The following is a 26,230-nucleotide window of genomic DNA, read 5'->3' on the forward strand; positions in this document are numbered from 1 at the left end:
ACCATTGGTGTCACTTTCCGTCCTCAATTGGGAGGAGACTGAGAACATGGCGAACACGAGTTCACGGACGCTCCGGCTGCTCTCCTTGCTGCAGGGCAGACGGTACTGGCCGGGCGCCGAGCTGGCCGGGCGGCTGGAGGTTTCCGCGCGGACACTCCGGCGCGACGTCGAGCGCCTCCGGGATCTCGGCTATCCCGTGGAGGCCGCCCGGGGAGTCGACGGCGGGTACCAGCTCGCGTCCGGCGCGGCGATGCCGCCGCTGCTGCTCGACGACGAGGAGGCCGTCGCCCTCGCGATCGCCTTGCGATCCGCCGCCCAGGGCGCGGTGAGCGGCGTCGCCGAGGCTTCGGTGCGGGCACTGGCCAAGCTGGTCCAGGTGATGCCACGAGGACTCAGGAGACGGGTCGAGGCGATCGGAGCCGCCACGGAAAGCCACTTCTGGGAACCGGTCGAGGAGCTGATCGATCCGGAACTCCTGATCATCATCGGGCAGGCGTGCCGGGACCAGGAGCGGATCGGGTTCGACTACACCGCAGCCGACGGGCGCGCGACCACGCGGCACGTGGAGCCTCTCCGCATGGTGCGGCTCGGGCTGCGGTGGTACCTGGTCTGCTACGACCTGGACCGCGGCGAGTGGCGCAGTTTCCGCCTGGACCGGATGACCCGGCCGGTCCCGACCGGCGCCCGGTTCGCTCCCAGGACGCTGCCGGCGGAGAACCCAGTGGCCTTCATCCGGGACAGGGCCGACAAGGCGCCGAGCCCTCACGACGTGGTCGCCCTGGTCTCGGAGCCGGCGGAGTACGTGGCCGAGAGGATCGGCCGATGGTCCACGGTCGAGGAGGTCGCCGCGACCCGGTGCCGGGTGACGGTGCACGCCAAGACCCTGGACTGGGCTCTGATGGCGCTCGGCATGCTCGACGCCGAATACACGATCGAATCGCCGCAGTCCGCGATCGAGGGAGGCCGAGCGTGGGGCGAGCGGCTGCTGAGGGCGACCGCAGTCGATCGCCGGCCCTGACGGCGGGGACGCGCCACCCTCTCGCATCACTCCGACGCCCGGCCCGCTCTCATCGCCTGGGCGCGGAAGGCCCGGGGGTTCGGGAGATCCGCTGTCTCAAAAGCTCTGCGCAGGCGCTGCGTGTTGTCGAATCCGGAATACATGGCGACCTCCTCCACCGTGAGATTCACATACATGGGATCGCTCAACAACCGCTTCGCCTCTTGAAGCCGGCGGTCACGGATGGCCTGACTGACATTCTTTCCCTGCTGCGCATAAATGTCCTGGAGATTCCTGACGGACATCTTCAGGAGCGACGCGAGTTCGGTCACCGAGAATGACGGATCTATGTAGCGCCCGTTGATCAAATACTGAGACTGGCTGAACGCCCCGGAGCGCCCACGACGCTCGGACTCACTGACGCCACGCACGCTCAGGACGATACTGGCGACCATTTCCTGCAGGAATTGATCGATGAAGTAATTGTTGAGCGGACCTGCAGGGTGATGGTGGGCGACGGAGGTGCCGAAGGCGAGAATCGACTCCGAAAGAGTGCCGACGGGACCGAACTGCAAAGGGTCCGGACCGAACCCCCCATTGTTATATCCTTCAAGAATTTCCTTGGACGTTTCAATGATGAGGACCCGCGCGCCGTCGGAGAATTCAACGGTGCGGTTCTCGCCGGGCCGGAGGACGAATCCATGACCGGCATGCCGGGCCATGGCCCCTCTTCTGGAATGCACGCTCATCGTCCCTTCGGAGACGATCGAGAGTTTCACCGACCCCATTCCGGGATCGTGATGGATATCGTAGATCCCCCCGTCGATGACCACGTCCGAAGCGCCGGTGTTGCCGGTGTAGAAGCTGATTCCCTGGGCCGAAAAAGTCGGCGAGGACTGGGAGCAGACCCCGAACTTCCCGGCACTCTCCACATTGAGGAGCGTCCCCACCCCGGACGTGATGTCCTCGACGAGCCCGCTCTCCTCGACGACCAGCTTATTCTCGATGACCTTCCATTCAACGGGACCCCGGGGAGGGTGCGGAATCGGCGGCGTCGCCTTCATCGGTCTCCTTCGTCTTGCGAATCGTGCACAGCCTCGTGGCCACCTCCGCACCCGGGCTGAGTTCGATGGGCGCAGGCACCGAGGCCACCGCGCGGAGGTCCCCGGCGAGGTTGAAAGCAGCCGAGATCCCCGCAACAGGCGGACAATGGTTCATTTCGCGCAGGATGTGCGTCAAATTGCGCAACTCCTCCTGCGGATGGTCACAAGTGTGAGTGCGTTTCCACGCGTTTCGTGACGCGAAAAATTGTGATTAATTTGTTTCCGGTCCTCAGACATTGACCGGACGTCAATGCTGCGAGAACGCCCGGATGCCCCTCACAGTAACCTGAGGATTACCGCGGAACCTGTCATTTTTCCGCAAAGTGTCGTCTGGCACGTTTATGTCGTTTGTTTGGCGCAGATTTCATTCTTTTGGTTGAAAGCGCTCAATTCATGATGCATTGTTGGCTCGAAACAGTACCTCGGAGATTCAGCTTCCGAACTACTTCATCTCATGGGAGAAAAACCTTGCCCGACATCACTCCGCCTTCAGCCCAGCACGTCACCCGCCGCTCCGTCGCACGGTCCGCAGTGTGGGCGACGCCCGTCATCGCCGCAGCCGTCGCCGCCCCGGCGGCTGCCGCTTCCGTGACCCCTACCTGCCCCACCTGCATCAAGGCCGGCATCCCCCTGGTGGGCGGCCTGGCGTCCGGGGCCTGGACCTCGCAGGCGCTGGTCGCCGGCAACAAGGGCACCATCGCCCTCGGAGGCGCCTTCGGCCTCGACGCGACCCAGTGCGGGATCACCTGGCAGAACATCTTCCAGCCGGCCTTCACCTTCGTCGTCACGCAGGCCACACTGACCATGTCCGACGGCCGGACCTACAACTCCGGGATCGGCGCGGGCGTCGGAGCCGGTAACACCTCCACCGTCGGCGTCTTCCCCAGCGCGTTCGTCTTCACCAACGTCACCCTCCCGAACGGCGGAGCGGTCGTGGGCATCGGGTCCTACCCCGTCGTCCCCAAGAAGCTGTCGGTGAACGTGACCCTGTCACTTCAGTACGGCCTCGGCCTGACCCTCCAGTGCCCCTACACGCTGACGTGGAACCTCAACGGTGTGGCCACCGGCGCGGTGGCCTTCGGCATCGGCACCGTGAACTTCTCGGGTGTCGCCACCGTTTGAGGCCCCAGCACCCGGCCGACTCCCCCGGTGTGCCGCCTGAGCCTTCAGCCGGACACCCGCGCGATTTCTTCTACCTAAGGACACAGCATGACTACCATCCCGTTCACCCAGGCCCGCGCAGATCAGATCGTGGCGGGCGTCAACCAGACCGACGCCGCATCCTTCGCCGCGGTCCTCGCGCTGCCGGACAATCTGGTCCCGCTGCCCGAGGTGGCAGCGAACACCTCGTGGCCGGCCGACACCCGCATCGATGCCGCGACGTTCGTCGCCAACGGCACTGCCGGCGTCGCGCAGATCTCCTCGAAAGGCCATTCCGCCGAGGTCAGCCTGGTGCTCCAGGACGACGTGTGGAAGATCGCGCCGAGCGGCTCGTACGGCAACGAGGTCGAAGCCGCCCGCTAGCCGGTTCCCACCCGGCCCGAAGTCTGGGCATCTCACCCGATGGGGGAGTGAGATGTCCACAGCGCGTGACCTTCACCGACACCTCGAAGGCCACGCACCGCAAGCGTGGCTGCACTGAATGCCCCCCTAGGTGAAAGTGCAGCCACGCTTGTCCAACCCACCACCAAGGACACATCCCTCACATGCTCCTCTTTCAGAACGTGCTGGACCCGAACAACGGAAAGCCTCTGCTCATCGAAGTCGAAGGAAACGACTTCGAGGAGGCGCACGGGAAGCTCACCCGGCGCCTTGATGACCTGGCCCGCAGCGATTCGGACGCGACGGCAGGCGCCCCTGGCACCACCCGACGGACCTCGCTGGTCCGCTACGTCGAAGGGACCACGGTGGGGGCGTCCGGTATGCCGCCGTGCGCGTGCTGTTTCCGCACCGTGTGACCCTGCCCCCAGACCAATGACCGGAGAACGCTGAATGTCGCCTGTGACCCACCGGATCACTGTCGGAGACCCTGTGCGAGTCGCGCGCCCCACCGTCATCGAGGGGACCGACTACACGGACCGCAAAGGGACCGTGATGCGCGAACGCTTCGACGTCCGCGGGTTCACCCTCTTCGTCACCTTCCCCGAAACAGGGCTGGCGTCTGAATGGTTCCACCCCGATGAGCTGGAGCGCTGAGCCGGCGCAGGGACGATGCCGCCCGTCTCGGGGGCGAGAACAGCAACGGCGAGGACTGACCGAGTCCGCCCCCGGAACGCAGGATGCCGCCGTCGTCGTCTCGGAAGAGGCGACGACGGCGGCATCCGCCGGTTCTTCAGCGCGTCAGTCGCGCGCCGGCACCGGCAGGCCCAGGTGCTCGCGGAGCGTGCTCCCGCGGTACTCCGTGGGATACACGCCGCGTTCCTGCAGCGCCGGGACGAGGTGGTTCACGATGTCGTCCAGGCCGGTCGGGATGAGCCACGGGGAGATGTTGAACCCGTCCACCACGCCGTCCCGGGCGTACAGCGCCAGGTGGTCGGCCACCGACTGGTACGAGCCCGTGAAGGTCGCATCCCGGCGAGCCGACTGGGCCGTGACGAACTGCCGGATGGACAGCCCCTTGTCCTTGGCCTCCGCCCGCCACTGGTCGGCCAGCTGCCGGGCCCGGGCCCCGTGGAACCCGCTGCCCCGCGTCTCGCTCGTCTCCTCCACCACCGGGTCGATGTCCGGCAAGGGGCCGTCGGGGTCGTAGCCGGACAGGCTCGTGCCCCAGAACTGCTCCAGGAACGCGATCGCCTGTTGGGGCCCGATCTGCTGAGACCTGACCCAGGCCTTCTTCTCCAGGGCTTCGGCCTCCGTGGGCGCCAGGATGAACTCGCTCGCGGGGAAGATCTGGAGCTCGTTGGGGTGCCGGCCCGCCGCCACCGTGCGCTCCACCAGGTCCGCCCGGAACGACCTGGCGTCCTCCAGCTGCGGATGGGCGGAGAAGATCACGTCCGCCTGACGCGCCGCGAAATCCCGCCCTTCCGGGGAGTCGCCCGCCTGGAACAGCACCGGACGGTACTGCGCGCTGCGCGGCAGCCGCGGGACGACGTCCACCGAGTAGTGCTGCCCCTCATGCCGGACCCGGCGCGCGAAGGCGCCCCCTTCGCCGGCACCCTCACCAGCGCCGGACACCCACGACTCCGCCGCGCCGCTCTCCGCGATCACGCCGTCCTCCCAGGAGTCCCAGATCACCTTGGCCACCTTCACGAACGCTTCCGCGTGGGTGTACCGGTCGGCGTGGTCCAGATATCCCCCACGCCGGAAGTTCTGACCCGTCCACGCGTTGTCCGTGGTCACGATGTTCCACGCGGCCCGGCCGCCCGAAATCAGATCCAGCGACGCGAGGCGGTGCGCCAAGTCGGCGGGGTCGTTGTACGTGGTGTTCTGCGTGGCCACGAGACCGATCTTGTCCGTGACCCCGGCCAGTGCGGCGAGCATGGTCTGCGCGTCGGGCCGGCCCGCCACGTCGAGTTCGTGGACGCGGCCCAGGTGCTCCCGCAGGCGCAGGCCCTCCCCCAGGAAGAACGCTGCGAACAGGCCTCGTTCGGCGGTCTGGGCGATCCGGCGGAATGACTCGAAGTCGGTCTGCGAACCGGCTTCGGGCGTCTTCCACACGGTGCCCGAATTGACGCCCTGGAAGAAGATCCCGAACTGGATCTGCCCGCTCGGCCGGAAGTCCGCGGTCGTAGGTCCCTGTGTGCTGTCGCCGCTCATGCCTGTGCCCCTGTCCCGGCCGCGACGCTGCGCGCGGCCTCCGTCGAATAGCGATTGACCGCGCGCTCCAGCCCGAGCACGGCACGGAAAGTGCCTCCCGGCGCCGTCGGGCGCAGGAGGTTCCGCGAGCGCAGCAGCGGAAGGGTCAGCGCGGACAGTTCCGGCAGGTCCGTGTCGAGCACGGCCGGGTGCAGGCGGACGCCGTCGGCGACGCCCAGGAGATCCGCGAGGACCTCGGCGAGATCCTCGGCCGTCCCCGAGAACCGCGCGCGCCCGGTGGCCCACGGCGTGGCCGCGTCCAGCGCGGCCAGACGGTCGGCGGCGCTCAGGCCCCGCGCGTCGAGCACCACGTCCAGCTCGGCGATCAGGGCGGGACCGCCCTCGGGCCGAGAGCCGAACTCCTCCTGCGCCTCAGCCAGCCGGGTGCGGAGGTGCTCCAGCGAGGGTGCGCTCACCAGGACGGCGTCCACCTCGCGCGGCGACAGCGGACCGTCCACCGAGACCAGGTCCGCCGGCGCCACGACGGGCAGCTGGCCTTGCAGGGGACGCGGAATGATGGACGGGCCCTTCACGAAGTAGCCCTCGCCGTCGCCCAGATCAGCTTGGAAGTCGGCGTAGTGGAGACGGTCGGCGTCGAGGTAGCGGCCCGAGTCGACGTCCTTGATCACGGCGTCGTCCTCCCAGGAGTCCCACAGCCGGCGATTCGCCTCCACGGACGCTCCCGCTTCGGCACGGCGGCGGTCACCGTCCGCGACGGAACGCCCGACGGCGGCGGCCTCCCGCGCGTCGTCGCTCGCCGCGAGCAGCCAGCCGCCACGGCCCTGCGACACGTAGTCGAGACTGGCCAGCTGTGTGGCCACATGGAACGGCTCGGTGTAGACGGTGTCGACCTCGGGAAGGAGCCCGATCGCATGGGTCAGCGGCCCCACGAACGCCGCGCGCTGCAGGGCGTTGAGCCGGGCCTGCGCGTCGGCGCCGTCCGGCAGGGGCCCGTCGGCGTAGCTCAGGGCGTGGAAGCCCGCGGACTCCGCGGCGAGCGCCACGTCCCGGAGTTTTTCGGGACCCAGGACAGCGGCGGGCGCCGTGCGGCTTGCGCGCCAGGCGGCCGGGTGCGATCCGGCGCCGTCCGCTTCGAGGATGAGGAACCCGCTCATGCTGCGGCCTCCGACTCGGAAGTCGCGGCGGCCTGCGGGGTCTCCGCGGTGGCCCGCTCGACCGGCAGCTTCTCCCCCGCCTCGACGGCCACCGGCAGGCGGTTCCCTGCGGGTGGGAGGGGGCAGGTGGCGAAGTCCGTGTAGGCGCACGGCAGGTTCACCGCCCGGTTGAAGTCCAGGACGGCGGTCCCGTCCTCGGCCGGGGTGACCACGAGCGAGCGGTTGGCCGGGTACGTGGTGTCGCCGCTGGTCAGATCCGTGAACAGGACGTTGAGAGTGCCGGGCGCGTAGCCGTTGAAGGCGGTCAGCACGTGTTCCTGGCCTTCCAGGGTGAACCGCAGGCGGGCGGGCGATTCGTAGACATGCTCGATCCCCTCCACCACGGCGCCCACCGTGACGGCCTGAGGCTGCTCGAAGTACTCGACCTGTGCCGTCACGGCGAACTCCTCGGACGCCGGGTAGGCGGGCGTGCCCGGGTAGCCGGTGCGGAGGGAGTAGCCGGGGTCGCGGGGCCGGATCACCAGGAAACCTCCCCGCCGGGCCACCTCGATCTGCACGTGCCCGTGGTCCAGCAGCACGGCGTCCCGCTCCGCGATGGGGCCGAGGACGGTGGTGCTGCCGGTGCCGTCCGGGTTCAGTTCGCGGCCCTCCCAGCTGAGGCGCTCGACGGCGGACAGCGTGATGGTCACGGTGTCCTCGACGGCGTTCCAGAGGCCGGGGATGCCCGGGATCCGCTGGGGCGCGTCGTCCAGGAAGTGCAGCCCGGTGACCGCCAGGAATCCGTGGGGCGCGGCCCGCTGCTCCTCGTGGCGGGCGTGCCAGGCGTCCCACTCGGCCTGGAAGGCGCCGGGCTCCGGGGCCGCCGGGGCGGCCTGGCCGGTCACGGCCGTGGTGTGGTCGGCCGTGGTGCTGTCAACTGACGAAGGCATGCTGGCTCCTGTGCTGGTGATTGAGTTCGGTGATGCGGGCGGCGGCGTCCGGTTCGTGCGCCCCCGCGACGGCGGGACGGCCGCCATACGGGTCCGCCTCCTCCCACAGGGTGGTCGGGGCCGCCGCGCGGACCGCCGGGATGACTTCGGTGGCGAAGCGTTCCAGCAGCTCGAGCTGCTGGTCGAACGGCAGGGTGGTGGGCAGCGAGATGGACTGCAGATCGTGGCCGTAAAGCTCGTGGTAGGACAGGATCTTGTCCACCACCTGCTCCGGGCTCCCCACGAGCGCCGGACCTTCGGCCACCGCGTGGTCGATGTCCCGGTACGGCGAGTTGTTGCCCGGGACGTTCCGGTGCGCGGTGAGCGCTTCGTAGACCGGGCCGAACTGGGCCTTGGCCTCCTGCGTGGTGTCGGCCAGAAAGACCCCGCCCGCGCCACTGCCGGACCCCAGGTACGCGAAGCGCGGATCGTGTCCGTGCCGGGCGTACTCCTCGCGGTAGTGATCGATCAGGACCTTGTAGTTCTCGCGCGGCTGGATGGCGTTCGCGGTGAAGAGCGGGTCGCCGTACTGGGCGGCGAGCGCCGCACTGGTCAACGACGTCGCCGAGCCGTGCCAGACGCGCGGCGCCCCGGCGAAGGGGCGCGGCGTCGTCGTGGTCGGGTCGGTGAGCGCGGGACGGAAGCGGCCCTCCCAGGTGACGCCCTCCTCCCTCCAGAGGCGGTGCAGCAGGCCGTATTTCTCGGCGAGCAGCTCCCACTGATCATCGAGGGACAGGCCGAAGAGCGGGTACTGCAGCACCTCGTTGCCCTTGCCGATCACCAGTTCGAGGCGTCCGGCGGAGAGCTGGTCGATCATGGCGTAGTCCTCGGCCACGCGGACCGGGTCCAGCACCGAGAGCACCGTGACCCCGCTCTGCAGCCGGATACGGCTGGTGACGGCGGCGATCGCGGCCAGCACCGTGGTGGGCGAGGACGAGATGAACTCGCCCGCGTGCCGCTCCCCCACGGAGAAGGAGTCGAAGCCGAGCTCCTCGGCCCGCCGCGCGGTCTCCACCACCTGACTCAGCCGCTCGGACGGGGACACGATCTCCCCGGTCAGCGGGTTCTTCAGATGCGGGATGATGTCCAGGACCTGGAATTTCACTTCTTCGCTCCCGGGGTGGATCCGTAGTTCTCCGCCGTGATGGTCTCGGAGTCCGGCAGGGCCTCTTCGGACAGGCCCCAACGGGCGAGGACCTTGGCGTAGCTGCCGTCCTTGATGCTCGAGTTCAGCGCCGCGGTGACGGCGTCGGCCAGGCCGTTGCCGCGCTTGGCGACCGCCGCCACAAGGGTGGTGGCCGGCCAGCCGGCGTTGACCTTGCCCACGACCTTGAGGTCGTCACGGGTGTTCGCCCGGTACACGGCGGACGGGTAGGGGCCGAGGTTCAGATCGGTGCGGCCGGAGGACAGGGCGAGGATGGTGTCCGCCTCGTTGGCGTAGTACTCGAGCTGTGCGGGCGCCTTGCCCTTGGCCTCGAGCTCCTTGTTCCAGGCCAGCAGGATCTTCTCCTGGTTGGTGCCGGACCCCACGGAGATCTTCTTGCCGGAGATGTCGTCCGAGCCCTTGATCTCCAGCGTGGAGTCCTTCTTCGCTTCGAACCCCATGTACGCGGCGCGGTAGCTGGAGAAGTCGAAGAGCTTCACGCGCTCCCCGTTGATCCCGACGTTCGAGAACACCGTCTCCACCTCCCCGGACTGGGTCTTCAGCGGCCAGCTCTCCCACGATGTGACCTTCACGTCCAGTTCGAGGCCGAGCTTGTCCGCCACGAGCTGGGCGATGTCCAGCTCGCTGCCGACCGGCGTCTTGTCGTCCGTGGCGTGGAAGGACAGCGGGATCGAACCGGCGCTCGTGGCGACGGTCAGCTTCCCGTCCTTGGACACGGCGGCCGGGACCTTCGCGGCCGCGGCCGCGTCCTTCTGCACTCGGATCCGGTCCTGCTGCGGCGAGGTGTTGTAGGTGACCCCGTTGCGGGCGGCGGTGGTGGGACCCGAGGCCGCGTTGGCCCCCGGGTCGGAGCACGCGGCGAGCGTGGGGACGACGACGGCGGCAAGAGCCGCGAGAGCCAGCGCGCGCTGGGGTGCGGTGCGGTGAAGCATGGTGGTCCTTAGATGTTGAAAGCAGGTTCGATGACTTTGGAGAGGAACGCCCGGGTGCGTTCCTGCTGCGGGCTGCCGAAGAGCTGGGCGGGCGGGCCGGACTCGACGATGCGGCCCTGGTCCATGAAGACCACGGTGTCCGCGACGTCCCGGGCGAAGCCCATCTCGTGCGTGACCACGATCAGCGTGGTGCCCGTGCGGGCCAGGTCCCGGATGACATCCAGCACCTCGTTGACCAGCTCGGGGTCCAGGGCGGAGGTGGGCTCGTCGAACAGGACCAGGCGGGGTTCGAGGGCCAGGGCCCGGGCGATCGCGACGCGTTGCTGCTGGCCTCCCGAGAGCTGCCGCGGGTACGCCTGGGTCTTGTCCGCCAGGCCGACGCGGTCCAGGAGCACCTTCGCCTTGGCGGTCGCCTCATCGCGGCTGCGGCCCTGCGCCACGATGGGCGCCTCGATCACGTTCTCCAGCACGGTCAGGTGCGGGAAGAGGTTGAAGTTCTGGAAGACGAAGCCGATGCCGGTCCGCTTGGCCAGGATGTCCTTCTCCTTGCGTTCCAGCAGGCGGTTGCCCTTGAGGCGGTAGCCGACCGGTTCGCCGTCGATCGCGATGTAGCCGGAGTTCAGGGTCTCCAGGTGGTTGATGGTCCGCAGGAGGGTGGACTTGCCGGACCCGGACGGACCGACGATCACCGTCACCTCGCCGGGACGGACGGTCAGGTCGACGCCCTTGAGGACCTCGACGTGGCCGAAGCTCTTGTGGGCGTTGACGATGTCGACACGGCCCACGGTTCCGGGGGCGGCGTCGCCTTGCGCGGGCTGCTTCGCCGTGGTCAGGGTGGCCGGGGCTGCTGCTGCTGCTTCGACGGTGCTCATGGGAGGTCCTTCCGGGCGGGTTCCTGGGCGCGTTCCTGGGCGGTGGGCTGGAGTGCCGGGCGGCGTCCCGGGGTGAGGTTGGCGCGGATGCGCTGCCAGGGGGTCGGCGGCAGATTGCGCACCGAACCCCGCGAGTAGTGCCGTTCGATGTAGTACTGGGCGATGCTCAGCACCGAGGTGATGACCACGTACCAGAGGGTCGCCACCAGCAGCAGCGGGAGCACTTGCTGGGTCCGGTTGTAGATGACCTGCACGGTGTAGAACAGCTCCGAGTAGGCGAGGACGTAGACCACGGAGGTGCCCTTGACCAGGCCGATGATCTCGTTGAAGGCGTTGGGCAGGATGGCTCTCATGGCCTGCGGCAGGACGATCCGGGTGTTCCTCCGCCAGGCCGGGATGCCGAGAGCCGCGGCCGCTTCGAGCTGCCCCGCGTCCACGGAGAGGATCCCGCCGCGGATGATCTCGGCCGAATAGGCGGCCTGGTTGAGGCTCAGGCCGAGGACCGCGGCGGCGAACTGACTGATCAACGTGGTGGTGGAGGCTTCGAAGAACCGGACGTCCGTGAACGGGATGCCGAGACTGATCTTCTCGTACAGGTACCCCAGGTTGTACCAGAGCAGCAGCTGGACCAGCAGAGGGGTCGAACGGAAAATCCAGGAGAACGTCCAGGCCACGCCCACCAGAAGCGGCGAGGCGGAGAGCCGCATGAGTGCCAGGACGAAGCCGAGCAGGAAACCGAGGGTTCCGGCGATCACGGTCAGCTTGAGAGTCTCCAGCAGGCCGTTGACCACCGACTGCGCGGTGAACCACTGCGCCACCACGCCCCACTCCCAGCGCGGGTTGGTGGCCAGCGAGTAGGCGATCGCCGCCACGAGGATCGTGACCAGCACGGTGCCCACCCAGCGCCAGGGGTGCCGCGCCGGGACCACCCGGAGGTCGGCGCCGGCCGGGAGGGCCGTCGTCGCGCTGTCCGCTGTGTCGCTGTCCGAAGTGGCACCGGCCGCAGCCAGGAGGCCGAGCGAGTGGCGGTGTTCCGTTCCGTCGTCGAAGGTCGTGGGGAAGCCCGTCGCGGGGGTCGCGTCCTGCGGTTCGGCGGGCTGGCCGAGCACCCCCTCAGGGGGCCCTGCCGGGGTGTTGGTGATGACACTCATGGGAAGTCCTCGGTGATCAGTTCCAGTGGGATTGGGTGCCAATCTATGGACCGGCGCGGGGCACGTTCAAGGGGACGATTCACATTCCTGCACCCCCGTTCACGGCACGTCTTTCCGGGTCACACGGGGCCATATGCGGCTCCCCACGACGCTCCGTGACAAGCCGTGAACTCCGGCGTCGGGGCGTGACGGCGGGGCTGGATTCCGGGGCGCCCGGGCTCCTAGGGTCAGGTTCCACCAGACCGTTCCCGCCGCCGCTCCACGGCCCGCGACCCAGGAGGAAGCCATGACTCACCGCAGGCCCACGCTCGTCATGATCGGGGCGGGTCCGCGCGTGGCCGGAGTCCTGGAGCGGCTGGCCGCGAGCGCGCCCGAACTCCTCCGCAGTCCGGTGGATCTTCACCTCGTGGATCCACAGGAGCCGGGGTCGGGACGGGTCTGGCGGCACCACCAGTACGCCGGTCTACTGCTCAATTCCATGGCTCAGGACATCACCCTGTTCACGGACGCCACCGTGCACTGCGCGGGGCCACGGGCCGAGGGCCCGGACCTGCTGGCCTGGGCGGAGCTCCTGACCGCGGGAGAGCTGGACGACGACGGCCACCCCGCCGACTCCGCGCTGGAGGACCCGGCCCTGCTCGCCGAAGCCGCGGCCCTGCGCACCGGGTCCTTTCCCAGCCGCCGGCTCTTCGGCGCCTACGCCCGCTGGTTCCTCCACCGGGCCGTGCTGCGGCTGGCGCCCCGCGCCCGGGTCACCGTGCACCGCGACACCGCCACGGCCGTGCACCACGACGCCGCCGGCTACCGCGTGCAGCTGGCATCCGGGCCGGTGCTGGACGCCGACGTCGTGCTCTACTCCCTGGGGCACAGCGACGCCCGGCCGGATGCCCGCGAGCGCGCCCTGACGTCCTTCGCTGAACGGCACGGCGGCCTGTACCTCCCGCCGGCGTACACCGCCGACGCGGACTATTCGAACATCGCACCAGGTCAGGACGTGCTGGTGTCCGGCATGGGACTGGCTTTCGTGGACCTCGTGGTCCTTCTGTTCGAGGGCCGCGGCGGGCGGTTCACTCCCCGGGCCGAGGGCGGTTTCGACTACGTGCCCTCGGGCCGGGAACCCCGTCTCTGGGCAGGGTCCCGCCGTGGGGTGCCGTATCACGCGAAGCCACAGGTCCCCCTCCGGGGTCCGGCGCCGGGCGGCGCCCGCTACCTGACCCAGGAGGCCGTGGGCGCACTGCTGAACTCCGTCGACGAGATCGGGTTCCGGGAACACCTCTGGCCACTGGCGGCCAAGGATGTAGCCCACGCGTACTACGAAGAGCTGTTCGCGGCCTCGCCCGCGCGGGTCGACGGGCCCTGGGACGCCTTCGAGCGACGGCTGGACACGGTGGCCTGGGGCTCAGCCGAACAGCGGCGCCTGCTGCGCGACTTCATCCCGGATCCGGCGTACCAGTTGGACTTCGACCAGGTCGACCGGCCGCTCGGCACGGGGCGGGGACCGGAGCTCGGGGGTCTGGCCGACCGCGAGGCGGCGGTGCTCCGGCACGTCGAAGAGGACCTCCGGCTGCGCAGCGACCCCACGCACAGCGAGCAGACCGCGCTCTTCACCGGCTTCCTGTACGCCTACTTCTCCCTGGGCACGCTCGTGCCCGTGGAGCGGCTGAGCGCGTCGGCGCTGGCCGAGATCAACGAGTGGTGGCACGGCTTCTTCTCCTTCATCGACTCCGGTCCGCCCCCGCACCGGCTCGAGGAGATGCTCGCGCTGCACCGCGGCGGGTTCCTGCGCTTCCTCGGACCAGGGGCGGTGATCTCACCGGACGAGACGAGTGGCCGTTTCGTCGCCTCCCTCCCGGGCAGCGACGACACCGTCAGCGCCGCCGTCTTCGTGGAGGCCCGCCTGCCGGAACCGACCGTCGAGGGTTCCCGCAACCCGGCCCTCTGGCAACTGGGCAGCAGCGGGCTGGGACGGGAGAAACAGGTGCTCACGCGGGCCGGGGTCAGCAGCTCCGGCCGACTGGCCGTGGATGCACAGCAGCGCATCCTGGGGCCCGACGGCGCGGAGCGGCGCCATCTGTTCGCCGTCGGACCGTGGACGTCGGCGTGGGGGTCGGCCGCTTTCGCGCGACCGCGCACCAATGCCGCCCCGTTCCGCGAGAACGACGCCCTGGCGAGGAGGCTCCTCAAGGCCCTCAACGATGTCGCCGACGGACTCGTCGCCTCCGGCACGGCACCGGCTTCCGAACGGCTGCGTGCCTGAGCCGCACGCACCGATTCCCGGCCGCGCCCGCCCGCCCGCCGACCACGATCCCTCAGAGACGGAAGATCCCATGAGCATCACCGCGAACTCCCCGACCGAATCCTCCCCCGACGCCCTCTCGCAGGACGCTTCCTCGCCGGGCGTTTCCTCCCCCGCCGGACTCCTCGACCTGACGGTCGTCCAGGTCGGCCTGGATGACGCCCGGGTGAAGCCCCTCCTGGAGGAGCTCGCCGTCGAATACTCCACCCGGTACGGCGACTTCTTCTCCGCGGCCGGTGCACAGGAGGAACTCTCCCGCTATCCGGCCAGCGAGTTCGAGCCCCCGCACGGCGCGCTCCTGATCCTGCAGGAGGGCGGGGAGACCGTGGCCGGCGGAGCGTTCCGCCGCTACGACCAGGAGACCGCCGAATTCAAGAGGATCTGGACGCACTCCGCGCATCGTCGCAAAGGGCTGGCCCGGCGGGTCCTGGTGGAACTGGAACGAGTGGCCGGGGAGCGCGGCTTCTCGAGGGTCTACCTGACCACAGGTCCCCGGCAGCCCGAGGCGAAGGCGCTGTACCTCGCCACGGGGTACACGCCTCTCTTCGACCTCGAGGCGGACCCGGAGGAGATCAAGCACCTGGCCTTCACCAAGCCACTCTCCCCCGCCTGACGCCCCTCCCTTAAACGCGAGGGAACAGCTGATGCCCGGATCCGCGGCGGATCCGGGCATCAGCTGTTCCTTCGCGGAGCGGGCTCCGCGGGGCTTGAACGCGCGGCCCTCCTAGAACTCGCGCTCGAACGGCGTGGTTCCGGTGACCCGGACGAAGCCGTACCGCTCGAGGATCGGCCGCGAGTAGTCGGTCGAATCGCTGTTGATCAGGGAGATGCCCTGCGCCAGCGCCGCACGGGCCCGCTGAGCGGTCACGGCCCGGTAGATGCCCTGCCCGCGCCACTCCTCCAGCGTGAACCCACCCCAGATCCCGGCGAAGTCCGTCCCGGGGACCGGCTCCAGCCGCCCTCCGGACACCACCTCGCCGTCGGCCACCGCCATCCAGGCCTCGGTGCCGTTCCCCCGGCCGAGCCGACCCATCAGATCGGCGGCACGGCGCGGGGCGTCGGCGGCACTGCCGCCGAAGGCGTCCTCCGCCGCGACGCACAGCGCCAGGGCGTCCTCGATCGACCGAACCGGCTGGAGGCTGACGCCGTCGGGAAGTGGAACGTCGACGGCGAGCGCGGCGGCGTCTCCGATCATCACCGACTCCTCCTCCCCCTCCGTGAAGCCCGCGGCCCGGAGCGCATCGCCCAGGCCGAGGAGACCGTCGTGGCTGCGGGTCTTCCACTCGAGAGTGGACAGTGGACGGCGGGGCGCCCGCACCGGTGCGGCGGACGTCGCGGAACCGCTCGGGCGGGCCGCCCCTTCCTCCGGAGCGGAGAGCTGATCCCCGGGATGCCCTCCGAGGACGCCGTCCCCGGCGGCGTCGGCCGCGCCCGGGGCAGATGGCGACCCGTCCTCCGGGCTCGCGAGTTCGCCGGCCAGGTCCAGCACGGCGGCCACCCCGGCCTCCACCAGAGCGGCCAGGCGTCCCGGACGGGTGAGCTCGTCCCGGAGCAGCGCGGCGTTCTCATCCTGGCCGACCGCGCCATGGCTGATGAACCCCGCCTCTCCGGCGAACACCGCCGTCATCACGGACAGGAACGGACCGTCTCCGGCGCCCTCGGGAACGGCAGAAGCCTCCAGCAGCACGCCCTCCCGGGGGTACCAGTGCAGCAGGCGACGAGCCAGCGCTCCCTGCGCTTCGGCGTCGAGCCTCAGCTGAGAGTCATACGCGGCCAGCATTCCCGGCTCCTCACTCATGGACGCTCTCCCCGGCAGCGGTGGCGGCAGCGCGGGCCGCGTCCTCGATGCGGCCGCGGTAGGCGGACCATCGCGCGTCGTCGAAGTCGGGAAGGTTCGGATGCCCGGCGGTGTAGCCGATGCTGCCGTCGATCAGTTCTCGCACGATGTCCGCGTGACCCGCATGATGAGCCGTCTCCAGGTCGACGTGGACCAGGATCTGGTGGAGGGTGACGTTCCGTGTCTCCGGCTTCCACCAGGGCACCACGCCGGGGGCGTCGAGATCCAGCGCGTCGATGGTGGCGTCACTGTGGGCTGCGGAGGCGTGGTGCAGCTCCAGAATGCTCTGCACCGATTCCGTCTCCGGCACCCACATGTCCGCGTTGTCTTCGGCATCCGGGGCGCCCCAGGGCATGGGGTGTTCGAAAGGTCTGTCGAAGACGAGACCGAAGTACTCGGCCTGGACGCTGGCGACATGCTTCACCAGGCCCAGGAGATTGGTCCCGGTCCGGGTCATCGGACGGCGGAGGTCGTACTCGCCGAGCCCGTCCAGTTTCGCCAGCAGTCCCGCTCGCCGCGCCCGGAGATAACGGTGCAGGGTCGTCTTGATGTCCTCTGGGGTGTGAGTCATGCCACGAGCCTACGACAAGGGTCCGACAGAAGATCCGGCCCCTCCACCACACCCCGGATTCCCGGCGGGGCCTGCGGCTTCAAGAGCATTGACACCCCCTCCCGCTAAGCTATGGCCATGGCCAGCAAGAGCACTGACTCCAAGAGCACCGAGGACAAGGTCCAGACGATCCGCGAGGGCTACACCTTCTCCGGCCCCGTGATCGAGCTGGGCGCGGCGATCGTGGACGACGCCGTCCACCAGGACGCCCCGGTCCGTCTGCCCCTCGGCATGATGAACCGGCACGGCCTCGTGGCAGGCGCGACGGGCACGGGCAAGACCGTCACACTGCACATGATGGCGGAACAGCTGTCCGCTGCCGGCGTGCCGGTCTTCCTGGCCGACATCAAAGGCGACCTGTCCGGCCTGGCCACTCCCGGCGCAGGCGGGGACAAGCTTCTGGCGCGCACCGCAGAACTCGGTCAGGAATGGAAGGCCGCGACGTTCCCGGTCGAGTACCTCGCGCTGGGCGGCAACGGCAAGGGCATCCCCGTGCGGGCGTCCATCACGAGCTTCGGCCCGATCCTGCTCTCGCGCGTCATGGACCTCAATGACACCCAGGAGTCCAGCCTCCAGCTGATCTTCCACTTCGCGGACCAGAACCAGCTGGAACTGGACGACCTCAAGGATCTCCGGGCGGTCATCCAGTACCTCACCTCGGACGAGGGCAAAGAGGCCCTGGCCCAGCTCGGCGGACTGTCCAAGGCGACCGCCGGGGTCATCCTGCGCGAGATCGTGGCGCTGGAAGCCCAGGGGATGGAGCAGTTCTTCGGGCTCCCCGAGTTCGACCCCTCCGAACTTCTGCGCACGGCGCCGGACGGCCGTGGCATCATCAGCGCCCTCGAGCTGCCCACCCTGCAGGACAAGCCCGCGCTGTTCTCCACCTTCCTCATGTGGCTGCTGTCGGAGCTGTTCGAGACGCTTCCGGAGGCCGGAGACCTGGACAAGCCCAAGCTCGTGTTCTTCTTCGACGAGGCCCACCTGCTCTTCACGGGCGCCTCCAAGGCGTTCCTCCAGGCCATCACCCAGACCGTGCGTCTCATCCGTTCCAAGGGCGTGGGCATCTTCTTCGTGACCCAGACCCCCAAGGACGTCCCCGCGGACGTCCTCGGCCAGCTCGCGAACCGGGTGCAGCACGCGCTGCGCGCCTTCACACCGGATGACGCCAAGGCGCTCAAGGCCACGGTGTCCACCTTCCCGGTCAGCGATTACGAGCTGGAGAAGGTCCTCACCTCGGCCGGGATCGGCGAGGCCGTCATCACCGTCATGAACGAGAAGGGCGCGCCCACTCCGGTGGCGCTGACCCGCCTCCGCGCGCCGGCATCGCTCATGGGCCCGGCGGACGACGCCACCATGAACCAGGTCATCCAGGCCTCGTCCCTGGCTTCCAAGTACAGCCAGGCCACGGACCGCCAGTCCGCTTTCGAAAAACTGCAGAACGCGCCGGCCGGCGGCGCAGCGCAGCAGGGACAGCCGTCGGCGGGCTCCGGCTCCGCTGACCAGGGCACTGTGAACCAGGGCTCCGTGGACGAGGAGGCACGCCGGATCGAGGCGGAGATCCTCGGTCATTCGGTGCCGGGCGCACCGTCCCAGGCGCCTGCTCCGGCACCCGCGCCGAGCACCCCGGCGCCGCCCGCGCCGTCACCGGAACCCGCCCAGAACCCGATGGGTGACATCATGGGAGGCCTGGGCTCCGCGCTCGGCGGCGGGCTCCGCTCCATGGTGCGGTCGCTCGGCACCCAGTTGGGCCGCGACCTGGGTCGCAGCATCTTCGGCACATCGTCGAGGAGCAGGCGCCGCTGACCCGGTGTGCCCCGCAGCCCGGGCGAAGGACAGGAAGGACGACCGGACGCGAGATGAGGTTCAGAGCAGCGTGACGTGGACACAGACCACCATCAAGGTGGCCGCATCCTGGCTTGCCGGCATCATGCTGGTGGCCGCCGCTGCCATCGTCACCATCGTCGTGGTGAACTCCGGCCCGGCGGGCGCGCAGGAACCGGTGCGCGCCTATCTTTCGGCGCTCAAGGACGGCGACGGCGGCAAGGCCCTCGGCCTGGTCCGCGCCCAGGTGCCGGCCGGGAACGCCAGCCTCCTCAACGGGGCCGGCCTCAAAGCATCGGTGGAGAAGTTCGAAGACCTCACGGTCGGGAACCCCGAACGCCAGGCCGACGGGCGGATGTCCGTGCCCGTCTCCTACTCCCTGGAAGGCGTGCAGAACAGCACCCGGTTCCTGGTGGAACCCGCTGGTCACGAGTGGTTGTTCTTCACGCGCTGGCAGCTCGTCCCGGCGAGCCTGCCCACCGTCACCGTGAACGTGGTGAACTCCAATCTCGCCACGGTCAACGGGGTCACGGTGAACACCCCCAAAGGCCACGGCCAGTTCCCGGTCTTCTTCCCGGGCACCTACGAGGCGAGCTACAGCTCGCCGTATTTCGCCGCCCCTGCCCAGCGGGTCTCCGTCTCCGGATCCAGCAGCAGCCAGACGGTCAATCTCAGCACCGAGGCCACCAAGAGCCTGGCCGACGCCGTGTCCACCCAGGTCCACAAGTACCTGGACGACTGCGCCGCCGAGGCCAACCACGAGCAGCGTCTCCAGCCGGACTGCCCGTTCTACCACGCCGGACTCGAGCGGGTCACGCCCGGGTCGATCCGCTGGAGCATCGTCGAGTACCCCAAGGTCGAGATCCAGCCGTACAACGGCCGCTGGGTGGTCACACCGCTCGGCGGCAAGGCGAAACTGAACGCGAAAGCCGTCGATCTCTTCACCGGCGTGGACGGCCCGCTGGACCAGGTGCATCCCTTCAGCTTCACTGTGACGCTGAGCTTCACGGCGGACAAGGTGACCGTCACGCCCGTCGTCGACTACTGACCCCGGACACCGCCACCCGCGAAAGCACAGATGGTGCCCCTTCCCGAGGCGGGAAGGGGCACCATCTGTGCTTTCGCGTCCGGAGCGGGCCGGGCTCAGTCCATGCCGCGCAGGTCCAGGACCAGTTCCGTGTCGCCGTCGGCGCTCAGGACCACGGGGATGCCCCAGTCCTGCTGGTAGAGGTGGCAGGCGGCGTGATCGGGGATCTCGCCGTCGGGGCCTTCCGCGCCGTCGCAGGCCGCCGCGCGGGCGGTGATGTGCAGGATGCCCTCGGTGACCTCGGAGGACAGCTCGAGCGTGCGGTTCAGGCCTTCGCCCGTGCCGCCGCCCGAGACAAGGAGCTCCGCCGGGGTCGACGAGATCTTCAGCTGGGTCGGATCGCCCCAGCGGTAGTCCAGCTTCTGGCCCGTGGGGGCGGTGAAGCGGACCGCCAGGTCGAAGGAACCGGGAGCGACGGGCGACGTCGGGCGCTGCGTCTGGGAGGCGCCCTCGTCCACCTGCTGTGCCTCCGCCGGGATGGGCACGTAGATCAGCTGGTGCTTATTGGCCTCCACCACCACGAGCAGAGGCTCGGCGCCCCGGGGGTCGAGGACGACATCGCTGGGCTCGGCGAGGCCGCGCGTCAGGGTGGACACGACGCCGGTCGCCGGGTCGTAGCGGCGCACGGCGCCGTTGTAGGTGTCGGCGATCGCCACGGAACCGTCCGGCAGCACGGTGACACCCAGCGGGTGCTGAAGCCGCGCCTCGGAGGCTTCGCCGTCGCGGAACCCGAAGTCGAAGAGGCCCTTGCCGATGGCGGTCTCCACGGTCACGCGTCCGGCGTCGCCCGTGGGCACGAGGCGGCGCAGCGCGGAGGTCTCCGAGTCGGCCACCCAGATGGAGCCGTCGGGTCCTTCGGCGAGGCCGGAAGACTGGGCGAACCAGGCGGAGTCGGCCGCGCCGTCGAGGAGGCCCTCCAGACCGTTGCCGGCCAGGATGGACACCTCGCCGGTCTCCGGGGAGAACGCGAAGATCTGGTGCACGCCCGCCATGGCGATCACCACGGTCTGGAGCGACTCGGACCAGAGCACGTCCCACGGTGAGCTGAGGGCCACCTGGAGCGGATCCGCGCCGAGCGGCCCGCCGTAGCCGGCGCCGTCGTCGTCCACACGAGCCGGGCCCGCTTCCAGCAGCCGCTGCACGCCGCTGCCGGCGAGCGTGGTCACCTCACCGGTCGCGAGGCTGATGCCGCGCAGGCGGTGATTGACCGAGTCCGCGACGACGACGTCGTACCCGACCCGCGCCGCCAGCTCGGCGGGCAGGAGGGTGAGTCCCTGGGGCTCGTTGAAGCGGGCGCCCTCGGCCCCGCCGTCGACGTGTCCCTTGATCCCGTCGCCATAGGAGGCCAGGATCGTGTCGAAGTCGTCGGCGAGCTCCAGGACGCGGTGATGACCGGTGTCGGAGACGAGCCAGGAGTCCTGCTCGGAACCGCGCCCGGCGGGCAGCAGCAGGGCCTTGCCCGGGAAGCGGAGTGTCCCGGAGGTGGCCTCCGGCGCCACGTACGGACCGTCCCCGCGGTGCAGGGTGCCTTTGGCCTCGTGCTCCGCGATGAGTTCCGGGATCAGGACGGCCAGGCCGTCCGCGTGACCCTCGCCGGAAAGGTGCGCCACCACGTAGCCCTCGGGGTCGACGACCACCAGCGTCGGCCAGGCTCGGGCGGCGTAGGCCTTCCACGTGTCCAGCTCGGGGTCGTCGAGGACCGGGTGGTGGATCTCGTAGCGCTCCACGGCTGCGGCGATGGCCACCGGGTCGGCCTCGTGCTCGAACTTCGGAGAATGGACTCCGACCGTCACCAGGACGTCGCTGTACTGCTCCTCGAGCGGGCGCATCTCATCCAGGACGTGCAGGCAGTTGATGCAGCAGAAGGTCCAGAAGTCCAGCAGCACGATCTTGCCGCGGAGTTTCTCGAGGGAGAGCTGTTCTCCACCGGTGTTGAGCCAGTTGCGGCCCACCAGCTCGGAGGCGCGGACGCGGGTGGCGCTGCGCACTGAGGTCGCGTTCTCGGTGGTCATTCTTTCTCCTTCGGTTCCGGCGTGCCGGGTTCCAGCGTAGAGGCCGCGCCGGCGGTGGGCGCAGTGCGTCCGGTGGATGAACCGTCCCTCTGAGCAAGACGGGCGAACATGTCGTTGTAAGCGGTCAGATCGGCGTCGTTATTCCTGTCCGCCGCCCGGTCCGTTCGGCGGGTCTCCCGTTCATCCGAGCGGGACCACATGATGGCCACCCCGATCGCGAGCAGGACGGTCGGCACTTCGCCGATGCCCCACGCGATCGCGCCGCCGTGCTGCTGGTCCACAATGGCGCTCGGACCCCAGGCACGGCCCAGATTTCCGAAGTAGTCCGCGGCGAGCAGGCTCGTGCCGCCCATGATGGAGACGCCGAAGAAGGCGTGGAAGGCCATGGTCGCCAGGAGCAGCAGGAGCCGCATCGGGAACGGCGCGCGGCGCGGCAACGGGTCCTGACCGATCATGGTCAGCGCGAAGATGTATCCGGTCAGCAGGAAGTGCAGGTTCATCAGCTCGTGGCCCACGTGGTCCCGCATGGCGAAGCCGAAGAAGTCCGAGTAGTAGAACAGCACGATCGACCCGGCGAAGTTCGCGGCCGCGAAGAGCGGGTGCGTGACCACCTGGGAGAAACGGGAGTGCACGAAGGCCAGGATCCACTCGCGCAGACCGCGGCTGCCGTCGGTACGCGGTGCGAGCGCTCGGAGCGCCAGAGTGATGGGCGAGCCGATCACCAGGAAGATCGGCGCGACCATGGTCAGGGCCATGTGCTCCACCATGTGGATGGAGAACATGACGTGCCCGTACACGCCGGGGGCGCCGGAGATGATGTAGGTCAGGGCTGCGAGACCGATGAACCAGGACACGGCCCGCATGACGGGCCAGCGGTCGCCGCGTCGGACGACCTTGATGACGCCCAGAGCGTAGGCCAGGGCGCCGAAGACGGCCACGGCCACCCACAGCCAGTCGAGACGCCAGACGGTGAGCCAGCGTTCCGGGGTCAGCTCGGGCGGGAGCTCGTAGCCGCTGAGGATGAAGGCCGGGCTGGCGTCCTCGGAGTATTTGGTCTCGGACGGCGGAGCCGAGGAGGACAGCGCGACGGCGACCGCGCTCGTCGCGGCCATGACCAGCAGCTCCACACCGATGACCTGCCACAGCACGCGCTGAGCGGTCAGGGAACCCTTCGACGGCACCGCGGAGGCCTTGCCCCGGGAGGCCGCGCCGTCGTCGTCGCCCAGCCGCGGGATGATCCACGAGCGGTGCATGTAGCCGATCGCCCCGAGGACCAGGGCGCAGAAGGTCTTCACCAGCACCAGCTGGCCGTACGGCGAATAGAAGAGGTTGTGCCAGCTGGTGATGCGGATGGAGGCGCTGATGATGCCGGACGCCGTGACCAGCAGGAAGCAGAAGAGCGCCAGCGCGGAGAAGCGCTTGAGGGTGGCCGCGGTGATGTCGCGGCGCGGGGTGCCCGAGGCCGGCCGGGCCAGCAGGCCGGAGATGAGGGCCAGGACGGCGATGCCACCCACCCAGAGCGAGGCCCCCAGCACGTGCAGGCCGATCGAGTTTACGGCTCCGGCGTGGTCGTTGGAGCTGGCCGCGTGGCCGTTCAGCGCCGGCGGCACCATGCCGAGGAGTGCCAGGAGCAGCGTGAACGCGAGCGCCGTCGTGTTGCGCAGGCCGAAGCTGGCCGTCGCGACGAGCGCCGCGACGATCACCACGAAGAGCCAGCCGCGGCCCAGCGGAAAGTCGCTCATGAAGAAGACCAGGGCCTTGGTGTACTCGGTGTCGCCGCTGAGCGCCTGCCCGGACACGTTCGCATACGTCAGCACCAGCACGGCGATGGCGGACACCGTCCAGAGGCTTCCGGCCACACCGGCCAGCAGCATGGTCCGGGTGAAGGCCGGGTGCTCCGGCACGTCCTTCGTCTCACCACCGCGCCGCGGGGCGCGGATCCCCTGCGGCAGCACGACGACGGCGAACGCCAGCGCAGCGACCGTCACGGCCAGGCTGAGGTTGTGGACGGTCTTGGCCACCGGGAGCCCCCAGCGCACGAGGGCACCGGGGTCGGACAGCTGACGCACACCGGCAGCACCGGTGAACAGCAGGCCCAGGACGAGCGTCACGACCGCCACGGCGAGGGCCGCGAACTGCCAGCCCGGTCCCAGTCCGGTCCGGGTGGCCTGGGGGGCGGGACCGTGGGCGGCCTTCCCGTTCGTCCCTTGCCCGCGCGCGGGTCTTCCGGGGCGCGAGGAGACCTGGTTCCTGGTGGTTGCTGGCATGCCTCCATTGTCCCGCGCGCGCGAGGGCGGGTCGAATCGGGACGCCTGGTTCACAGGTGGCGGTCAGGTACCAGCGGGCCGGATTTCCGTCCCGGCGGGATTCGTGCGCCCGTATTCGCTTTCCGCGCCCCGATTGCGGCGCCGAAGGTCATCAAGGGCGCGGAAACCGACAAGCGCTTTAAGATGACCGGGTGACCCTTGAACAGTCCCTGCTGGGCTTCGCCGCCTTGTCCGTCCTGATCACGATTCTTCCCGGGACGGACACCGCGCTCGTCCTCCGCTACGCCCTGGGCCGGAGCCGCCGTCACGCGTACACCGCGGCACTGGGCATGATCACAGGCGCGTTCATCTGGGGCGTGGCCGCGGCCACGGGCGTCTCGGCGCTGCTGGCGGTCTCGACCGTCGCCTACGACATCCTCCGCATCATCGGCGCCGGGTACATGCTCTGGCTCGCCTTCTCGTTCTGGCGGGCGTCGTTCCGAACGGGGGACGGCCCCGTCGACACCGCAGGCGGTCCGGCCACCGTGGCGCCGGAACACCTCGGCAAGACCTGGGTGAAGGGATTCCTCTCCAACATCCTGAACCCCAAGTACGGGATGTTCTGCCTGGCCGTGATCCCGCAGTTCCTGGTCCCGACCCTCGCTCCCCTCTGGATGGGTCTCATGCTCTCCGTCATCAGCAATCTGGAGGCGGCTCTCTGGTTCACGCTCATCATCACGGCGGCACACTACTTCCGGCGCTGGCTGGACGGCCCCCGGTTCCGCAAGGTCATCGACCGCGTGACGGGAACGGCCCTGGGAGCCTTCGGACTCGTGGCACTGGCGGAGACGCGGCACGGCTGAAACCCTGCTGTTGCACCGCCGTCGTCGATGTGCGACTATTCCTCTGATCGTGACCCAGTCGCAGGAGGTGAGACCCATGTACGCAGTATCCGCAATGGGCGCTCCCCTCCGCCCACGATTCCGCGGCTGACGCAGCCGCCCCTGGGAGCGCCACACAGGCACTTCGCGAAAGGCGACTCCCATGCACCACGACATTTCTTCTGATTCCTTCTCCGCTGATTCCTCCTCCGCTTCCGGCGCCTCCAACCCTCCGGGCGGCCGCGCCCTCGTCCTCGGAGGCGGGGGTTCCACCGGCAACGCCTGGCTCATCGGCGTGGTCGCCGGCCTGGCCGACGCGGGCCTCACCGTCACCGATGCCGATCTGATCATCGGCACCTCGGCCGGCGCCACGGCTGCCGCGCAACTGACCGGAGCGGATCCGGCTGAGCTCTACGAAGCCTCCCTGGCACCACTTCCCGCCCGCAGGCCGCAGCCGTCCGCGCGCGACGCAGGTCGCCACGGGCTGGCGGGCTCCACCGTCAATCACCTGGAGCGCACGGACAGCATCATCTCCGCATCCCACGACGCCGCCGACATGCGACGCCGAATGGGTGCCGGAGCACTGGAGCTTCCGGCCTCCTCCGACCCGGAGATCCACGCCCGCTGGAGGACGACGGTCGCGTCGCGCCTCCCGAGCCAGGAGTGGCCGGAACAACGGATCCTGCTGACCGCCGTGGACGCGAACAATGGCGAGCCCGTCGTCTTCACCCGTGACAGTGGCGTCTCCCTCGCCGATGCCGTGGCCGCCAGTTGTTCCAGCGGCTTCGCCTATCCCCTCTGGGATCGGCGATACATCGACGGCGGCTACCGGCGCAATGAGAACGCCGACCTGGCCGCCGGCTCCGCCAAGGTCCTGATCCTCTCGCCGTTCGGCGGCCGCACTCGCACGCCCCTGGAGTGGGGTCAGCACCTCGCCGCGCAGGTCGAAGAACTGCGCGACGCCGGCAGCTCCGTGGAGGTCATCTCTCCTGAGGCGGGAGCGGAGCATCTCTTCGGCGCCAATGCCATGAACATCGGCTTGCGTCCGGAGGCGGCACGGGCCGGATTCGAGCAGGGTGGCCACCTCGCCGAGAGCCTGGCGCCGTTCTGGGGTACGTCGGCAGTGATGTGATGCCGGGCTGATCCTGGCTGTTCCGGCACGGCGCCGGTGTGGGTGGTGCCCGTCACCTTGACGGGCACCTTCCCCCTTCTGGCGTGGTGGTTGTGGTGTGGGTGTTGGGGGACGTGGCCCGGGCCACTGGCCTGGTGGCCGGGTGGTGGGTTGTTAACGACGGCAGCCCCCGGGTGTGGGGGCTGTTGGTGTTTGTGGTGGTGGTTGATG

The 26,230-nt window shown here is 69.4% G+C and carries 23 protein-coding genes; 11 read left to right on the forward strand and 12 right to left on the reverse strand.

The features are described from left to right. Nucleotides 1-46: 46 nt before the first annotated feature. Nucleotides 47-1,018 carry a helix-turn-helix transcriptional regulator gene (locus AB6732_RS16680; protein WP_370961001.1) on the forward strand — a complete coding sequence of 324 codons (972 nt, stop codon included), beginning with the start codon at nucleotides 47-49 and terminating at the stop codon, nucleotides 1,016-1,018. A 26-nt stretch (nucleotides 1,019-1,044) separates the two neighbouring features. On the opposite strand, the gene AB6732_RS16685 is transcribed toward AB6732_RS16680, so the two are convergent. Then, entirely contained in the window at nucleotides 1,045-2,061 is a 1,017-nt protein-coding gene (locus AB6732_RS16685) for a helix-turn-helix domain-containing protein (protein WP_370961002.1), read from the reverse strand. Nucleotides 2,062-2,568: 507 nt separating this feature from the next. Here AB6732_RS16685 and AB6732_RS16690 point away from each other — a divergent pair. The 4 genes from AB6732_RS16690 (at nucleotide 2,569) to AB6732_RS16705 (ending at nucleotide 4,296) form a co-directional block, all read left to right on the forward strand. Beyond that, complete coding sequence (locus AB6732_RS16690; RefSeq protein WP_370961003.1) at nucleotides 2,569-3,222, forward strand: hypothetical protein; 654 nt, start codon at nucleotides 2,569-2,571, stop codon at nucleotides 3,220-3,222. A gap of 87 nt (nucleotides 3,223-3,309) precedes the next feature. Further along, nucleotides 3,310-3,624 (forward strand): hypothetical protein, encoded by a 315-nt coding sequence (locus AB6732_RS16695; RefSeq protein WP_370961004.1) that lies wholly within the window; start codon nucleotides 3,310-3,312, stop codon nucleotides 3,622-3,624. Nucleotides 3,625-3,806: 182 nt separating this feature from the next. Further along, a complete protein-coding gene (locus AB6732_RS16700; RefSeq protein ID WP_370961005.1) occupies nucleotides 3,807-4,058 on the forward strand; it encodes a hypothetical protein in 252 nt (83 codons plus the stop codon). A gap of 73 nt (nucleotides 4,059-4,131) precedes the next feature. After that, entirely contained in the window at nucleotides 4,132-4,296 is a 165-nt protein-coding gene (locus tag AB6732_RS16705) for a hypothetical protein (RefSeq protein ID WP_370961006.1), read from the forward strand. Between the two features lie 144 nt (nucleotides 4,297-4,440). On the opposite strand, the gene AB6732_RS16710 is transcribed toward AB6732_RS16705, so the two are convergent. From AB6732_RS16710 to AB6732_RS16740, 7 genes are read right to left on the reverse strand one after another with little or no spacing between them, the layout of a single operon-like run. Continuing rightward, a complete protein-coding gene (locus AB6732_RS16710) occupies nucleotides 4,441-5,856 on the reverse strand; it encodes an NtaA/DmoA family FMN-dependent monooxygenase (protein ID WP_370961007.1) in 1,416 nt (471 codons plus the stop codon). Beyond that, nucleotides 5,853-7,010 (reverse strand): LLM class flavin-dependent oxidoreductase, encoded by a 1,158-nt coding sequence (locus AB6732_RS16715; RefSeq protein ID WP_370961008.1) that lies wholly within the window; start codon nucleotides 7,008-7,010, stop codon nucleotides 5,853-5,855. Before AB6732_RS16715 ends, AB6732_RS16710 begins: the two co-directional genes overlap by 4 nt. Beyond that, on the reverse strand, nucleotides 7,007-7,939 hold the full coding sequence (locus AB6732_RS16720) for a DUF1684 domain-containing protein (protein WP_370961009.1): 933 nt from the start codon (nucleotides 7,937-7,939) through the stop codon (nucleotides 7,007-7,009). Before AB6732_RS16720 ends, AB6732_RS16715 begins: the two co-directional genes overlap by 4 nt. Further along, nucleotides 7,923-9,083, reverse strand: a complete 1,161-nt coding sequence (locus AB6732_RS16725) for an LLM class flavin-dependent oxidoreductase (protein ID WP_370961010.1) — start codon at nucleotides 9,081-9,083, stop codon at nucleotides 7,923-7,925. The genes AB6732_RS16720 and AB6732_RS16725 overlap by 17 nt, the downstream gene beginning before the upstream one ends. Beyond that, a complete protein-coding gene (locus AB6732_RS16730) occupies nucleotides 9,080-10,075 on the reverse strand; it encodes an ABC transporter substrate-binding protein (protein ID WP_370961011.1) in 996 nt (331 codons plus the stop codon). The genes AB6732_RS16725 and AB6732_RS16730 overlap by 4 nt, the downstream gene beginning before the upstream one ends. A gap of 8 nt (nucleotides 10,076-10,083) precedes the next feature. Next, nucleotides 10,084-10,947: an amino acid ABC transporter ATP-binding protein gene (locus AB6732_RS16735; RefSeq protein ID WP_370961012.1), complete on the reverse strand. Its 864-nt coding sequence runs from the start codon at nucleotides 10,945-10,947 to the stop codon at nucleotides 10,084-10,086. Further along, complete coding sequence (locus AB6732_RS16740; protein ID WP_370961013.1) at nucleotides 10,944-12,098, reverse strand: amino acid ABC transporter permease; 1,155 nt, start codon at nucleotides 12,096-12,098, stop codon at nucleotides 10,944-10,946. The genes AB6732_RS16735 and AB6732_RS16740 overlap by 4 nt, the downstream gene beginning before the upstream one ends. 286 nt (nucleotides 12,099-12,384) lie before the next feature. Between AB6732_RS16740 and AB6732_RS16745 the strand changes: the two genes are divergently transcribed. Both AB6732_RS16745 and AB6732_RS16750 read left to right on the forward strand, forming a co-directional pair. After that, a complete protein-coding gene (locus tag AB6732_RS16745) occupies nucleotides 12,385-14,355 on the forward strand; it encodes an FAD/NAD(P)-binding protein (protein WP_370961014.1) in 1,971 nt (656 codons plus the stop codon). 70 nt (nucleotides 14,356-14,425) lie between these two features. Continuing rightward, entirely contained in the window at nucleotides 14,426-15,007 is a 582-nt protein-coding gene (locus AB6732_RS16750) for a GNAT family N-acetyltransferase (protein ID WP_370961015.1), read from the forward strand. Nucleotides 15,008-15,118: 111 nt separating this feature from the next. On the opposite strand, the gene AB6732_RS16755 is transcribed toward AB6732_RS16750, so the two are convergent. Further along, the gene (locus AB6732_RS16755) at nucleotides 15,119-16,192 is read right to left on the reverse strand and encodes a GNAT family N-acetyltransferase (protein WP_370961016.1); all 1,074 of its coding nucleotides are present in this window, start codon (nucleotides 16,190-16,192) and stop codon (nucleotides 15,119-15,121) included. Next, nucleotides 16,185-16,802 (reverse strand): DinB family protein, encoded by a 618-nt coding sequence (locus AB6732_RS16760; RefSeq protein WP_370961017.1) that lies wholly within the window; start codon nucleotides 16,800-16,802, stop codon nucleotides 16,185-16,187. Before AB6732_RS16760 ends, AB6732_RS16755 begins: the two co-directional genes overlap by 8 nt. A 111-nt stretch (nucleotides 16,803-16,913) precedes the next feature. Between AB6732_RS16760 and AB6732_RS16765 the strand changes: the two genes are divergently transcribed. Together AB6732_RS16765 and AB6732_RS16770 are read left to right on the forward strand one after the other, a co-directional pair. Further along, nucleotides 16,914-18,644, forward strand: a complete 1,731-nt coding sequence (locus tag AB6732_RS16765) for a helicase HerA-like domain-containing protein (protein WP_370961018.1) — start codon at nucleotides 16,914-16,916, stop codon at nucleotides 18,642-18,644. A 70-nt stretch (nucleotides 18,645-18,714) separates the two neighbouring features. Then, nucleotides 18,715-19,710: a hypothetical protein gene (locus AB6732_RS16770; RefSeq protein ID WP_370961019.1), complete on the forward strand. Its 996-nt coding sequence runs from the start codon at nucleotides 18,715-18,717 to the stop codon at nucleotides 19,708-19,710. 95 nt (nucleotides 19,711-19,805) lie between these two features. On the opposite strand, the gene AB6732_RS16775 is transcribed toward AB6732_RS16770, so the two are convergent. Next, the gene (locus tag AB6732_RS16775; protein WP_370961020.1) at nucleotides 19,806-21,761 is read right to left on the reverse strand and encodes an NHL domain-containing thioredoxin family protein; all 1,956 of its coding nucleotides are present in this window, start codon (nucleotides 21,759-21,761) and stop codon (nucleotides 19,806-19,808) included. Next, nucleotides 21,758-24,028 (reverse strand): cytochrome c oxidase assembly protein, encoded by a 2,271-nt coding sequence (locus AB6732_RS16780; RefSeq protein ID WP_370961021.1) that lies wholly within the window; start codon nucleotides 24,026-24,028, stop codon nucleotides 21,758-21,760. The genes AB6732_RS16775 and AB6732_RS16780 overlap by 4 nt, the downstream gene beginning before the upstream one ends. Before the next feature lie 191 nt (nucleotides 24,029-24,219). On the opposite strand from AB6732_RS16780, the gene AB6732_RS16785 reads away from it, so the two are divergent. Together AB6732_RS16785 and AB6732_RS16790 are read left to right on the forward strand one after the other, a co-directional pair. After that, nucleotides 24,220-24,870, forward strand: coding sequence for a LysE family translocator (locus AB6732_RS16785; protein WP_370961022.1), 651 nt, complete (start codon nucleotides 24,220-24,222; stop codon nucleotides 24,868-24,870). 181 nt (nucleotides 24,871-25,051) lie between these two features. Next, the gene (locus AB6732_RS16790) at nucleotides 25,052-26,020 is read left to right on the forward strand and encodes a patatin-like phospholipase family protein (RefSeq protein ID WP_370961023.1); all 969 of its coding nucleotides are present in this window, start codon (nucleotides 25,052-25,054) and stop codon (nucleotides 26,018-26,020) included. Nucleotides 26,021-26,230 lie beyond the last annotated feature (210 nt).

It is taken from the genome of Arthrobacter sp. RCC_34 (assembly GCF_041360795.1).
In the GTDB taxonomy this organism is placed as follows: Bacteria; Actinomycetota; Actinomycetes; order Actinomycetales; family Micrococcaceae; genus Arthrobacter_E.